The organism is Leptospira perdikensis (assembly GCF_004769575.1).
Classification (GTDB): domain Bacteria; phylum Spirochaetota; class Leptospiria; order Leptospirales; family Leptospiraceae; genus Leptospira_A; species Leptospira_A perdikensis.
Map to the genome: position 1 here is coordinate 60,818 of NZ_RQGA01000013.1, position 14,125 is coordinate 74,942.

Sequence of the window (14,125 nt, forward strand, 5' to 3'; positions counted from 1 at the left end):
ACCAATCTTCCCTAATTCAACCGCCGAGAAAGCGATTTCGAAGTTTGAGGGAATTTGAAACGAGTTATTTTTTGTCCAATTTTATGATATTGGACAAAATAGGTGTCTTAAATGATGACAAATAGAGGGTAGAAATTATGGATTTCCACGCAGCACTCAACAACATCTTAAACCCACCGGTACTCTTTTTCTTTTTAGGAATGGGCGTCGTATTTTTTAAATCAGATCTACGGATCACAGAAGGAGTCTCTAAATTCCTTTCTTTGTATCTTTTGTTCTCAATCGGCTTCAAAGGGGGACATGAACTATTCAAATCTCCATTTGCAGAGGAACATATGATGACTCTCATTGCCTGTATGTTTATGGCATGTTTTGTTCCTGTTTACTCTTACTTCATCTTTAGAGCCAAATTGGATCATGCCAACTCGGCAGCACTTGCAGGAAGTTTTGGATCCATTAGTGCTGTGACCTTTGTAACTGCAGGAGCTTTCCTCCATAGTTATGGATATGAATACCAAGGATTCATTGTTGCAGGTATGGCTCTTATGGAATCACCAGCAATTGTACTTGCCGTGATCATTGATCGATTGGGCAAAAGGAAAAGTAATCAAAATCTCAATGAAAGGATCCAATGGAAACATTTACTCCATGAAGCTTTCTTTAGTTCCTCAGTTTACATTTTGATCGGAGCACTCATTGTAGGTTATTTGTCTGGTGAGTCCGGATGGAATACAACAAAACCGTTTACAGAAGATATTTTCAAAGGATTACTCACTTTCTTCTTATTGGATAAAGGAATCGATGCGGCAAGACAGATGCGTGAGCTAAAAAAAGTAGGGTTTTTTCTCATTGGATCGGCCCTCATCATCATGCTCATCAACATCGTGATTGCCATCCTGCTCACAAAAATCATTCAAATGCAAATCGGTGATGCTCTAATGTTTGTGGTTTTATGTGCCTCTGCATCATACATTGCAGTACCGGCAGCAATGAAAGATTCTATCCCAGAAGCTAACCCCAGTATCTATTTAACGGTTGCTTTATCGATTGTATTTCCTATCAACATAATCGTAGGAATCCCTTTATACTTTTACATACTAAAAGTCATTGCAGGAACCACTTAAGTAAATTAAACATTTGTTATAGAAAAGGAGATACTTCATGTATATTTCAAAAGGATATTTCTATTTTCTATTGTTAGCGGTAATGATGCCGCTAACAATTACAACGGCTGCTCCAACAGAAACAGAAAATGTTCCAACCGCAGCCACAACCCAAGAAATCAAACCCTATGTTTCTTCCATGAAAGAAAAGGGAATCGATCCAGAATACAACCGTCATATGTTTGTGGAGCCGGAATTATCCAAACATTCCGCTACTTCTGGCCAATTTTGGTTGAACGATGTATTACGTTTCGGAATGTATTTGCGACCTAGACAAGAAGCAAGATACAATATGGATTTTAATGCATCTGACAAAGGTTATACCGACAGAACGGTTCAAACTTCCTCTATATATTTTATCTTTGACCCTAGTCCCTATGTACAAGCAAAAGTAACTCTCCAAGATGCTCGTGTTTGGGGAGGGGAATCACCTGCCTCCACTGGCGACATCCGTGCTAATTTTTTTAACAACACTGCGGATATTTATTCCAAAAACCAAACCAATGCCGTTTCCCAAAACCAAACGGGAATCAGAGAAGCATTTTTAACCTTGAACCAACTGCCTTTACGTTCCAAATTACAAATTGGACGACAAATTTGGGCGTATGGCGACCAACGAATGATAGGTGGCGGGAACTGGACAGTTAACGGTCTCTCCTTTGATGGAGCAAGACTCATGTTCAACTATGACAATTTCAAAATCCATTTTCTCATGGCAAGGCCGTATTGGACACAAAGCGGAACCAATGGTGTTGTATCCGCAAACGATCCCAAACTCAATTCAGCAGCAACAGGTACAGACACCACCTTACTTGGAACCTATAATAGTTTTACCATCCCTGATTGGTTTACCTTGGATCTTTATAGTTTGGGAGTGGTTCGTAAATGGAAAAAAAATCCGGTGAATCCGATAACAGGACTTCCTGAATCTTCGAATGATGATCCGCAGGCCATGAACCGAAGTAGACAAAACCAAAACTTGGTCACCACTGGATTCCGGCTTACCAATAGAACCAAGGGAAATTTCCTGCCAGAAGGAAAGTCTTGGGATTTTACATGGGAATCAGCCTTCCAAACAGGCACTAGTGGACGACGAATCCAAGACCCTTATTTAAAAGAATACCTCCCAAATGAATATGATAACTCAAGAACCGAAAGAGAAAGGTATACAGGCCAAATGCATGTTTTCCAAACAGGATATACTTTCTTCAAAAAACTCAGGTTAGGTGGTCAGGTTTTATATGCATCTGGTGACAAAAATAGAGCTGATGCTTCTGTCTCTACCTTCCAAACCCTGGCCAATCCAAGATTTGGAGTGATTCCCTACTTTAATAGTGTGGCAGGAATTTCAGAAAACATCAACGCACAAAACTTATATTCAAAATCTGTGAGTATCAGTTATAAAACAGATACTTGGGGTGAATTCCAAGTTACTTATTTCCAAAATGATAAGGCAGAAAAACAAGATGCATGGTATGCTATCAGTGGTGCAGCCAACTCCACAAGTTCCCTAGGTGAAAAAAATCCTTACCCAGTATCAGCTGACAAAGGTAGTACGGAAAACTATTCCAATAATTCCTATTCCTCTCCTTATGCACTGGGCAAACGAATTTATACTGAAGTGGACTTAACTTGGCATGGGCAAATCAATGATTTTGTTTCTTTATGGATGGGTTTTGGGTATTTGAATGCAGGAGATTCTGTCCGCAACTATCGAAATAGCAAAATTCAATACAATGCCACCACTCAGTCCTTTGAGTGGAACCAAAATTACTTACAAGGGAAAAACCAACTGGCAAAGGATGCTTATATGGCCTATGCCCAAATCAACGCTGCTTTTTAAGAAAAACGTTCGATTTTTGTATGGATTTGAATACTATGGAGGACAGATTGATTCAAATCCATGTTGGAAGCTTCAAACAAACAAAGACGGATTCGAAATAGCCTCTCTCGTGAGGAAATTAGAGACGTCTCCCTGCTAATTTTAAAAGAGGAGGGGCTGGAAGGTCTTTCCATGCGAAAGATTGCAAACCGTCTGGGTTGCAGTGTTGCCAGTCCCTATTCTTATTACGAAAGCCAAATCGATCTTGTCCAAGACTTAATCAAATCAGGTGAGGATGAACTCCTCTCCATGTTAAAAAAAGCAAGTGCCGAGGCAGAATCTGGTACCGCCTTCCAACAATTGGCCGCCATTGCACGTTCCTACTTTAACTTCGCTAGTAACAATCGTGAGTTACACAAAGTTATGTTTGTGACCGATTACGGTGGTGTACATAGAAAAGCTTTCCCTCAATTACCAAAAAGTTATCGGTTCTTTTTAGAAACGGTTCGTATTGGATTTGAGTCCGGCGAAATTCCCTATCCGAAAAATGAATACCCTGCGATTGCCCGGATGATGTGGAGTTGGATGTATGGAGTTATTGTTTTAGATATGACAGGAATGCTTCGCAAACGAAAAGGTTCAGGAAATCCCATTGAAGAAGGGATTTCCTATTTCCAAAAACTCCTTAGCAAACAATACCCTAACGGAAAATAGGTGATGATTACTCTACAAAACCGTTGAAATTAAAATTAACCTTAACTAATACTTGGCGAAATTTCCAACCCATCATTTTCATCTTCTAAAACTTCCACTGGTTTTTGGGGAAGTATTACAGAAGTTCCTTTGTCTTTCATTCGGATGAGTTCACTTCGTACAAAACTTACTGTTTCAGAAGCATCTTTAACTTCCCGAATTGGATAACCAACGGACAATCGAATGGGTTTGTTTAAATTATACGCATCTAAAAACATAGGAATGATAGGTAAACCATAACGTTTACTGAGTACGGCCATACCTGGATGGAGTTTTCTCGATTTTCTAAACCCTCGAAACCAAGTGCCCTCAGGAAAAATACCAATACCCAAACTTCCTTTAGCAATTCGTTGTTTCATTTCTTTCATTGTGCGTGGGTCTGATTCGTTACGGTTCACAGGAATTAGGTCAATTGATGTAACAATCCCTTTGATGAGTTGTTCCATTTTTTGTTTTTTTGCTTTCTGAAAACTATCTTTGGGTTTTTTACCGGAATCAATACTCGCAAGAGCTGTTGTATAAATTCCATATCTTTTTAATACACCGCGAATCACAAAGGCATCATAAGGAAGAGTAATCAATCGCAAGAATTTGTTACGCGGTTTGATATGATTAGCAATTAGAATCACAGATTTACCACTAAACTCTCGTAAGATGTGGTCATTTTCCAAAGTCACTTTTTTTCTTCCATAAATTTGGCGCATGGGTTTTACAAATGCCCACATAAAAATAAAACCTATCAGACGACCTAAAACGTAAAACATACAATCCCTCTACTTCGTTAGAACAAATAGATCTCAGTTGGTTGCAAAATTCACTGAGTAAATTTCCCTCTGCGATTAGAATCTTAAAAAAAAATCAAATTGTAATGATATTCTGTAAAATACAAGGCTGTTCTTTACATTTGACAAAAAACCTGGTTCTTTAGACGTTGAAATTACCTTTAGGGAGGAAACAGGTGAAATTCCTGTGCTGACCCGCAACTGTAATCCAAACCAAAGTTTGGTGAGCCAGATCTTCCCCGTAGAGTCTACCTCGTGGCAAAGGAACTTTACACACTGATTCTAAATGTCCTCCATTTGGATAAGGGGCCCCAAAGGCATCGGGGCACCCGAAACAATTAGGAACTAAAATTGTATTTTAGATACTTATCCACTAAGTACTAACAACAGTTTGTTTATCATTGAATCGACGGTCCCTGAATTTTTAACTATTTAGGAGACTTCTATGAAAAGAACACTCAAAACTACTGCCCTTTCGTTGATTTTGCTCGCGCTAGTCGCTTGTAGCACAGAAAAACAAGTATCTGAAACAGATGCAAATAACAATCTAATCATGGGATTGTTAGCTGGTCAAGTTTCAGAGTCTAGTAAAGATTTTACTTTGAATGGTGTTTGGAATAGTTTTACAGGAAATGCAACTACATTAGATACTATAACCACATTCTCTGCAAAATATGGCTCTAAAGGATTACAACTAGACGACAGTACCGCCTTTGGTGGTTTCTCCAGCTGTTATATCATTATTGAATTTAACAATGCAGAAGGAAGTTTCATCACTCAAAACCCTGAGAACAACGGTGGATGTTTTGCTGGTGATACCAACAAAGGAAAATATAACAAAGTATTCTTTTTCAAAAATACGGCAAAAGATAATTCTTATTGGCTTTGTACGGTAGCTTTCGGAAAAACATACGATGCAGCCAAAGCCCAAACAGATACATCTACTAGAACCAACCCTGGTAGTTCTGGTTGCGGTGCGTCAGCATTCTCAAGATACGACAAAAAAACATAATCTTTTTTGATGAAGAAATCAACTGATCCCTATTTCAAACGATGGGGATCATTGTCTTTAGACCTAACAGTTATTTTCAAAAAATGGAAACTCCAACTTGGACTGGACTTTAAGGAATCGTTTCCGAAATTGGGAGATGTGATGCAAAAAAGATTCCAAACAAAAACATTATGTCTTTTAGTTCTGATGTTATTTGTTTCCTTTTCTTTTTGTAAAAAATCTGCATCTGGTTCGGGAGAAGAAAATCTCGCTGCCTTATTACCATTACTGAATGCAGCATCAAATGCTAGTGTTTGTCCAAAGTCATCACTTCCAACAGACATCTATCTTGCAACAACCGTTGTCAGTGCTAGTTCCAACATCTCAGGTTTTTCCGATCCGAAAAAAGCAGTCAATGGGATTTGTGGGGCTGGAGAAATGGCAGGTTCTCTTGATGTTTATGCCTTAGACATTACAGGAGCCGGAGCCACTATCGTACTCAGTTGGGGTGGTAAAACTGTAAAGAATGTATCCGATTTAGATTTTGTCGTCTATGACAATAGTTTCCGTATTTCTGATGATAGTAATACCTATGCCATGGATCCTTCCGTTGTCCAAGTTTCGATCGATGGGACCAATTATTGTGGCTTTAATCCCAGTTATTCGGGTGGCAATGTCAACTTACTGGACAGTTGGACTCGTTTCGGCGGATTAAGACCTGTTTACTACAATATGACCACAAAACCTTTCTCAAATGAAGACCTTTTTATCAACACTGGTGGTTCATTTTTGTTAGGTGGCGGCGACGGGTTCGATTTGGATCAAATAGACCCTGCTGATCCGAATGATATTGGTTGTGATACAACCTTAGCTGGTAACATCAAAACAAACGGATTCAAATATCTAAAAATTAGATCTGCAAGCGATGTGAACAATCCGAACACAGGAATCAAATTTCCTTGGCCCCCTGGCAGTTATAATGGAAGCGATATCGATGGTGTCGTGGCACGCGAAATCCAATAATTGTTACCATTATGTCAGATTCTTTCCTTCTCCGGAGTAATACCCAAAAAACCTTAAAAAACGACTTGTATTTCTGTTGACCGATCCTTAAAAAAGAGTTCTTTTCTTTAGAACCACTTTTCTGGCACGTATCTACTTTGAGCGAAAACCTATACACACAAAAAATATCCATCCAGGATGAGATACTTAGATTGTCTGCGCAGGCCAATCCCCTGAAACTCTTGATTAAGCCTTTATTGGATTCGATTTCCAAGAGTGTGAAATTCATGATCAATCTTGAAACATATTTTTATCAAAAATAGACGGAGGCAAAATTGAACCAAAAGTCACCCGTCATTATTGGAGAATACTACATCATTCCGGAAAATTTGCCTGCTGATGGCCAACTTCGATTGATTTTCCAACCCATCGATATGACTACGTATTGGAGTCGGTGTGGACTCACGGCAAACTTTGTTGCCGGTTTTTATTCTTATTGTTACGAAGCAAGTGAAACTAAAGCTAACTCACTTTCTACGATCATTAACGAACTTTTGGAAAATGCTTCCAAGTTTTCGAAGGCCATGAAAGGAAAAATCAACGTAGAATTAAAACAATACGGAAATCTTTTAAGAATTGATGTTTTAAATGTGGCGTCAAAAACCTTAAGGGATAGTTTTGAGCTTTTTGTAAATAGACTAATGTCGGAAAATGTGGAGGAGTTGTATTTTTCTACACTCGAGTCCAAAGAAGACGGCGATACCAAATCCGGTTTAGGACTATTGATGGTGTTAAAAGACTACCCCGTCCGTTTTGGTTATAGTTTCAATGAGATCGATTCCGATACTCATGAAATCACAGTAAGAGCAATTATCAACGTAGAAGAGATATAATAGGCGAAGCTTCATGGAAATCAAAGACTTAGATTACAATATAAAATACGACGAAGCCACTAAAACTGTCAAATTCACCGGTTCCATCCGATTGCAGAACTTACCTGCTTATGAACCTATAAAATCTTTTTTAAGGGATGCAGCCAAACTTTGCCAAGGTTCACTTTTGACTTTGGATTTCAGAGATTTACAATTTGTAAACAGCTCGGGAATCACTACTCTATCAATGTTCATTATTGATTCCAGGAAAAGTGCGACATACCAAATCAAAATCCAAGGTTCCCTCAACATTTCATGGCAGTCAAAATCCTTATCCAATTTCAAAAAACTTTGGGACCAAGTGATTTTGGAAATCGCCTAGACCACAAATACTCACAGGTGGAGGGAGGTTTCATTAAATCCCCTACACTAAAATCAGAAACAAAAAAAGGGGGATTCACTTTCTATCCCCGTAAACTCTGTATTCAAAAAATGATTCTGACTCATCCCAACCTTCATCCTTGAAAAATTAAAAATCATTTGCAATTTATGCAAAATGTATGATGTTATAATATAATTTTCCGCGTTCTCTTGAACGAAATCTAAAGAAAGAAAACTTTAATCTATGCCTCAAACTCCCTCCAACGAAATTCGATTTGTCCTGCCTGAATATTACAAAAAACAACTGAAAGAAATTGCCTATCAAGGGGAATTCCGCGCCGAAACTTTCGCAACCAAGTTCCGCTTCTTCTTCCTCGGAATGATATTTATCTTTTCCACATTGGGACTCCTTTCGGGCCGTCCAGTTGTAGAATACTATTACCAAATATCTGCTATCTTAATTCTTCTCAGTTATAACTTCTTTGTTCTTTATACGTTAAAGAAATCTGGTAAATACCTCAATATCTTTAAATTCCTTTCTTCCTTTTTAGAGATATCTCTACTAACTTTCGTTATAGGATACACAGCCCAGGCCCAAAAAAATCCAAGCCTTGTGTATGCAGCTCCTATGATTTATGTTTTCTTCATTCTCATTGCACTTGCTTCCATACGCAACAATACCAAAACCATCATATTTGCTGTTGTTGTCCTTATTGTTGAGTATGCATCACTAACCATTTACTTCTATCCAGAGATGACCGATTTGAATACAAAACTCATCGAATTATCTCCTTATCTCAAACCAAACTTTCTAGAAAAAAACAGTAATTTCTTTTTAGTCAGTGCGATTCCCATGGGAATCTTTCTCATTCTGATGTACATGGTTGTCACAGGTGGATTGATACTTTATGCAATCGTCAATACATCTCGCACGACACATGAACAAGCAGATTTAATTTTTAATACAGAAAAACAAGCCATCTTAGAAGAGAACATGCATCTCGGTATGGAATTGGAAGTAGCAAGGCAGATTCAGGCGATGGTTCTTCCTCGTAATGAGGAATTAAAAGAAATCAAAGAATTAGAAATTTCTGCTCGTATGGACGCAGCCAATGAAGTGGGTGGGGACTATTACGATGTAGTCCATCATGAAGATGGAACTGTTTATATTGGAATTGGGGATGTAACAGGCCATGGTCTTGCTTCCGGGGTTGTGATGCTCATGACTCAGTCAGCGTTTATCACAACTTTACGCTCCAAGGTCATTTCTTTACGTGAGTCTCTTCGTTCCTTAAACTCCATTTTATTTTCCAATATCCATATACGAATGAATGACATTCGTAACCTTACCTTGTCTTTATTTTCTTATAAGAATGGTGTGTTTACCACAGTGGGACAACACGAAACCATTATGGTTTACCGCCATACTTTGAAAAAAACAGAAATTATAGATACTGTCAATAATGGTATGTTAGTTGGTCTTACAGAATCTATTGACGAATTCATTCATGAAAAACCAATTCCACTCGAATCAAAAGACATCATCCTACTGTATACTGATGGAGCAACTGAAGCAGAAAATCAAAAAAGGGAACAATTTGGATCCCATAGGTTGATAGAATCTTTAGAAAGACATATCGAACTAGAAACCACAGATGCCATTTTAGATGCGATTTTTAAAGATATCTATGTCTTTATTGATGGAATGGAAGTTTATGATGACATCACTATCATGATTATGCGCAAACGAGAGTAAGGTGTTTTACCTCTGTTTCACAAAATACTGAAAAATACCTCGATACTGGGGAAATCCTCATGCCAAATGCAACCAAATCCCTGATAGACGAACCCATCAACAAAAAACCAAGGTCAGTATTGTTAGGAAAGGATTTTTTCTCAAACCAGTACATTTTGATAAACTGAGTACAAACCCCGAAGAACGCGGATTAATGTAATACTTGTTAGAAAAAGGGCTTGCGGCATTAAAATAGGTCACCTACATTTGTTAGTTGAACTAGGTCTATGCGAAAGTACGGCAATTTTAAATCTGAAAATAATACCAACCAAGAACCCGATTCCAAAATTCAAATCCAATTAACACCTTTGGATTTAATGCGTCATTGGCGGCGAATCGGAATCATGTCCGACTTTATTGGCTATTTTTACGGTTTTTCCTTTTTACCCAATGTCCCCACTGATTCGATGGAAATGAAAAATTCGAACATTGTTAGTTCCATCTCCACAGTCTTTAATGAATTATTAGAAAATGCTGCCAAATATTCTTATGATAAAAAGGCAGATATTGACATCTCTCTCATTCACAGAGGCAAAACCATTGAAATGTTTGTTCAGAACCAAACGAACGAAAAAAACGTGACGGCTTACGAAGCTAGCCTAAAAGATATTTTCTCTGCAAATGATTTAGAAAGTTTGTATCTGGAAAAATTAGAAACCAATGAAAATGATCCTAACCGTTCAGGAATTGGTCTGATCATGATTTTGAAAGACTATCCGGTTGAGATGGAAGTTAATTTTGAATCGAAAGGAGAAGAAACTACCATCACAAGCCACATCATTTATTTTACAGACGGGTTCCTTCAATGATAATCTCTAAAATTTGATTTACCTCTTTATGAAAAGTTTCCTCTTCCTCTTTGGATTTGATTTGTTTCCACTTTCGTTCGTTTAGTACGGCAAAACCGTGAACCCCACTCCAAAAACTCATCATGAGAGTGTCTGTAGGAACAGAATTTTTTAACTTCAAAGACTTTTGGCCAAACTCGACAATTTTATACATCCCCAAATAAGCGAACTTTCCACATTCCCTTAAATCGTCCGATAGAGGATCTCCAGAAACATAAATCTCACCACCAAACATGAGCTCTGTCCTTCTTGGATTTTTTAGGAGTAAAAAAATATACTCCTCACCTGCCTTTTTCACTTTTTCCACAGGATCTTCCGAGTAAGCCCAGGCTCTCTCCATACCTTCGGTCAATTCCCGAAATCCCTCCGTTACCAGAGCTTGGAGGAGGTCCATCTTTTTGGGAAAATGGCGGTAGGGTGCAGTATGACTCACACCTAAATCGTTGGCAATGTCTCGGAGGCTAAGGGCAGAAACTCCTTTGGTCTCCAATACCTTTCGGGACTGCTCTAACACCTCTTCCCTCAAATTTCCATGATGATAAGTCGTGGATTTAGAAGGGGTCAAAGAATTTGGTTTCGTATGGGTCTGTTTTTTTTTGGCAGGTTTCATATCAAAAATGTTTACAATGTATACTTTATATGTTGACAGAGTATACATTGATATTTACACTGTCTACATTATGGAATTTGCCAACTACAGAAAACAACCACTTTTTTGGAATGGAATCGCTATGGCAGTACTCACAGTTGCCATCCTTCCTCTGCTAATCCTCGACACAAGAACCCTTTTGGGAGTGAATGTCTGGATCAAACCCCTGAAATTTTCCCTATCCGTGGGTTTGTATTCCTTTACCACCGTTTGGGTCATCTATGCCTTTCTAAAAGATTGGAAATACAAAAATCAAATCCAAACGGTCTTAACAATTACTTCCCTAATCGAAATTATCCTCATCACCTTACAAGCGGCACGTGGAGAAGCAAGTCACTTCAATATCACAACCACTTGGAACCAAATTGTATTTTCAATTATGGGCACAAGTATTTCAATATTCTGGATCTTCCATCTTTGGATTGGATATAAAATCTTTCAAAAAAAGTCTATCCCGCTATCTGTAAAAGAAAGCCTTGTTTGGGGTCTTACGATTGCAGGCTTCGCAATGATCATTGGTTTTATGATGACTTCCCCTAGACCAGAGCAACTAGAAGCAATGAAAGCGGGTATCTTGGAAACCAGTGGTTCCCACCAGTTCGGTAGTGGAGATCCAGGTAAGGGTTTATTATTTTTTGGTTGGAGTACAAAACTCGGAGATATGCGTGTTCCTCATTTTTTTGGAATGCACGTGATGCAAATTTTTGTATTTTTAGCTGCTTATTTAAGCAAAAAACTAGATTCTTTACAATCCCAAATTTTTGTTCGATTCACAGGGATTCTATTCCTACTAATGAATGTCACTATGGTCATCCAAACTCTAAATGGAGAATCTATTTTTAGTTTTAGTCCCATATATATGGGCCTCTATTGTATTTCCGCGTTTCTCATTTTTCTTTGTCTCTTAAAAATCATTTCACAACCAAAAGAATATCAAAACCAGGTGGTCATATGAATCCTTCCTTAATCTTTAAAATTGCAAACGGTATCACACTCCTTTCTTGGTTGGTTTTAATTCTATCACCAAATCAAATGAAGGTGATTCGACCTTTAAGAGTATATATCTCTGGACTATTACTTAGTGGAGTGTATGTATTTTCCATCATCATCGGAAATGGACAGGCTGAGGGTAATTTTTCCAGTTTGGAATCAGTAAGATCTCTCTTTGCCAATGATCACTTTTTACTCGCAGGATGGATCCATTATCTTGCTTTTGATTTATTTCTCGGAACTTGGGAAGTGGAAGACGGAATCAAAGAAGGAATCAATCGTTTCCTTCTTATTCCTATTTTGGCACTTACATTTTACTTTGGACCGGCGGGATGGTTATTGTATTTAGTTCTACGATTGATTACGAAAAAAATAACAAAAAAGGTAAAAACTTCCTAACCACCATATACGTCTAGGAGAGAAAGGACTCGTTGGCATCTGTTCTTTTTCTCCTCATCACCTTCCAATTCAGCAATCTCCAAATTTTCGAAAGCAAGATCCCTACCTGTTTTTTCATCTAACGTTTTGGCATTGGATTTGGCACCAGATTCTAATAATAGAGCAAGGACAGCGGAATTTCCAAATTTACAAGTTTCATGTAAAGCCGTACTACCAGTGTTATCTGATATATGAATATCAATTCCGGCTTGGATTAACCTCTTGGCCATACTGGGTTCCCCAAAAACAGAACACCAATGTAAAGGAGTCATTCCATTCACGGACTGGAAGTTGACTTTGGCACCTCGCCGAATGAGTTCGTCCATAAGAGTAGTTTTTTCTTGTAATCGCAGTGTACTATCTTGGCACAACTTAAAGATTGCCGATTCTCCATTCGCATCTAGTTGGTTGGGATCGGCTCCTCGTTCAAGAAGACGCATACAAGATTTGTATCTCGCACGAACAAAACATTCTTGTAGAAGGGAAAAACCCAATGGATTACGAATAGGATCTTGAATTACGTAATCAAGAGAACCTACAGCACGAACAAAGGAATCCAAAAGATAAACATCATCAGAATCCAACCAGTCGAGGGTTTTGTCTTCGTTTTTAGATTCCAAACTAGAACCCAAATGTTGTTGATATCCCTCAGGAAATTTATGTTTTAACAGTGGGATAAACAACGGTTCGGTTTCCGTATGGCAAACTACATCATGGATCAATTGCCAATGTTTTTGATTGGGAACTACTTGGTTAGATAGAAGGAAAATTAAAGTTTCATTTAATTTTTTTTGGCTCAGTTGGAAAACAATCTGTAAATTCTCTTCTTTAAAATGAACTTCTGAAATCGTGGATGGATTTTCTGGCCAGTGGTACATAACGAGAGTTAGTAATTCATCTTTCGCCTGTTGGTTGAGAAGGGAAAAATTTTCCTGTAGGGCTAAAATATTTCCAGACAATGCAAAAATCTTAGATGCAAGTTCACTAGAAACAAAATCAGGGAGTTTTTTATCCGAATCTCCATGTTCATCAAATTGAATTTTGTAGATATGTGTCGCAGTAAAACTTCCATGTAATAAACTGTTCCACTCATCCGCAATGGCTAAATACAATTTCCCTGAAACAAAATGATCATCTAAGGAATCCACGGTGATTGATAATCTTACTGAGGAAACATTTACATTTTGGTTAATGATAATTTTTACAGTTTTGGATGGGGATTCTGGTGTAATGTCAAAAAGTAAATTTTTTAATCGTATGATCTCAGGCAAACCCGATATGGAGATCCGGATATCGTGTTCGTTCCCATCTTCATCTTTTAAAAAAACAAGTTCTTCATTAGACCATTCAGATATAAAATCAGTAGAGTATCTTCCAAAAATCTGACCTTGAAGTTTGTGTTCAGGAATTGAATCACCGAAATGAACATCAAATAACACCAATGAGTCGGATGTTCCGGATTCAAATTCTATACGATAATCAAAGTGGTTCCAGGAAGAACACTTTTTGCAGCGATACTTCCCTTTTTTCCCTTCCAATTTGAAAGTTGAAATAGAGTGGCCACTAAGACAATTAGAACAGGATAAGATCGTTTTCATATTTCGCTTGTTCCGATTAATAAAACAGGAGAGTTATGACG

At 38.0% G+C, this 14,125-nt stretch carries 14 protein-coding genes and 1 riboswitch; of the genes, 11 read left to right on the forward strand and 3 right to left on the reverse strand.

Features of this window, described 5'->3' with window-relative positions:
- Window positions 1–137 precede the first annotated feature (137 nt).
- The 3 genes from EHQ49_RS11210 to EHQ49_RS11220 are packed head-to-tail and all read left to right on the forward strand — an operon-like array spanning window position 138 to window position 3,699.
- Window positions 138–1,124: a sodium-dependent bicarbonate transport family permease gene (locus EHQ49_RS11210; RefSeq protein WP_135579415.1), complete on the forward strand. Its 987-nt coding sequence runs from the start codon at window positions 138–140 to the stop codon at window positions 1,122–1,124.
- Between the two features lie 37 nt (window positions 1,125–1,161).
- Complete coding sequence (locus EHQ49_RS11215) at window positions 1,162–3,006, forward strand: alginate export family protein (RefSeq protein WP_135579417.1); 1,845 nt, start codon at window positions 1,162–1,164, stop codon at window positions 3,004–3,006.
- Window positions 3,007–3,066: 60 nt separating this feature from the next.
- Window positions 3,067–3,699 carry a TetR/AcrR family transcriptional regulator gene (locus EHQ49_RS11220; RefSeq protein WP_135579419.1) on the forward strand — a complete coding sequence of 211 codons (633 nt, stop codon included), beginning with the start codon at window positions 3,067–3,069 and terminating at the stop codon, window positions 3,697–3,699.
- Between the two features lie 41 nt (window positions 3,700–3,740).
- Here EHQ49_RS11220 and EHQ49_RS11225 read toward each other — a convergent pair whose 3' ends face one another.
- Window positions 3,741–4,502, reverse strand: a complete 762-nt coding sequence (locus tag EHQ49_RS11225) for a lysophospholipid acyltransferase family protein (protein WP_135579421.1) — start codon at window positions 4,500–4,502, stop codon at window positions 3,741–3,743.
- 144 nt (window positions 4,503–4,646) lie between these two features.
- Window positions 4,647–4,778: riboswitch (cobalamin riboswitch) on the forward strand.
- Window positions 4,779–4,965: 187 nt separating this feature from the next.
- Between EHQ49_RS11225 and EHQ49_RS11230 the strand changes: the two genes are divergently transcribed.
- The 6 genes from EHQ49_RS11230 (at window position 4,966) to EHQ49_RS11260 (ending at window position 10,370) form a co-directional block, all read left to right on the forward strand.
- A complete protein-coding gene (locus EHQ49_RS11230; RefSeq protein WP_135579423.1) occupies window positions 4,966–5,532 on the forward strand; it encodes a hypothetical protein in 567 nt (188 codons plus the stop codon).
- Window positions 5,533–5,673: 141 nt separating this feature from the next.
- Complete coding sequence (locus EHQ49_RS11235) at window positions 5,674–6,534, forward strand: LIC_13355 family lipoprotein (RefSeq protein WP_135580016.1); 861 nt, start codon at window positions 5,674–5,676, stop codon at window positions 6,532–6,534.
- Window positions 6,535–6,848: 314 nt separating this feature from the next.
- Window positions 6,849–7,406, forward strand: coding sequence for a slr1658 superfamily regulator (locus EHQ49_RS11245; RefSeq protein ID WP_135579425.1), 558 nt, complete (start codon window positions 6,849–6,851; stop codon window positions 7,404–7,406).
- Between the two features lie 13 nt (window positions 7,407–7,419).
- Window positions 7,420–7,767, forward strand: coding sequence for a slr1659 superfamily regulator (locus EHQ49_RS11250; protein ID WP_135579426.1), 348 nt, complete (start codon window positions 7,420–7,422; stop codon window positions 7,765–7,767).
- Between the two features lie 243 nt (window positions 7,768–8,010).
- Window positions 8,011–9,522 (forward strand): PP2C family protein-serine/threonine phosphatase, encoded by a 1,512-nt coding sequence (locus EHQ49_RS11255; RefSeq protein ID WP_135579428.1) that lies wholly within the window; start codon window positions 8,011–8,013, stop codon window positions 9,520–9,522.
- Between the two features lie 266 nt (window positions 9,523–9,788).
- Window positions 9,789–10,370 carry a DUF6272 family protein gene (locus EHQ49_RS11260; protein WP_135579430.1) on the forward strand — a complete coding sequence of 194 codons (582 nt, stop codon included), beginning with the start codon at window positions 9,789–9,791 and terminating at the stop codon, window positions 10,368–10,370.
- Here the strand turns inward: EHQ49_RS11260 and EHQ49_RS11265 are convergent.
- Window positions 10,348–11,019 (reverse strand): TetR/AcrR family transcriptional regulator, encoded by a 672-nt coding sequence (locus tag EHQ49_RS11265; RefSeq protein ID WP_135579432.1) that lies wholly within the window; start codon window positions 11,017–11,019, stop codon window positions 10,348–10,350. The two genes, EHQ49_RS11260 and EHQ49_RS11265, sit on opposite strands and share 23 nt — an antisense overlap.
- Before the next feature lie 70 nt (window positions 11,020–11,089).
- Here EHQ49_RS11265 and EHQ49_RS11270 point away from each other — a divergent pair, with 70 nt between their 5' ends.
- Together EHQ49_RS11270 and EHQ49_RS11275 are read left to right on the forward strand one after the other, a co-directional pair.
- Entirely contained in the window at window positions 11,090–12,013 is a 924-nt protein-coding gene (locus EHQ49_RS11270) for a hypothetical protein (RefSeq protein ID WP_135580018.1), read from the forward strand.
- The gene (locus EHQ49_RS11275; RefSeq protein ID WP_135579434.1) at window positions 12,010–12,447 is read left to right on the forward strand and encodes an ABA4-like family protein; all 438 of its coding nucleotides are present in this window, start codon (window positions 12,010–12,012) and stop codon (window positions 12,445–12,447) included. The genes EHQ49_RS11270 and EHQ49_RS11275 overlap by 4 nt, the downstream gene beginning before the upstream one ends.
- Here the strand turns inward: EHQ49_RS11275 and EHQ49_RS11280 are convergent.
- The gene (locus EHQ49_RS11280; RefSeq protein WP_135579436.1) at window positions 12,444–14,084 is read right to left on the reverse strand and encodes an ankyrin repeat domain-containing protein; all 1,641 of its coding nucleotides are present in this window, start codon (window positions 14,082–14,084) and stop codon (window positions 12,444–12,446) included. The two genes, EHQ49_RS11275 and EHQ49_RS11280, sit on opposite strands and share 4 nt — an antisense overlap.
- Between the last annotated feature and the right edge of the window lie 41 nt (window positions 14,085–14,125).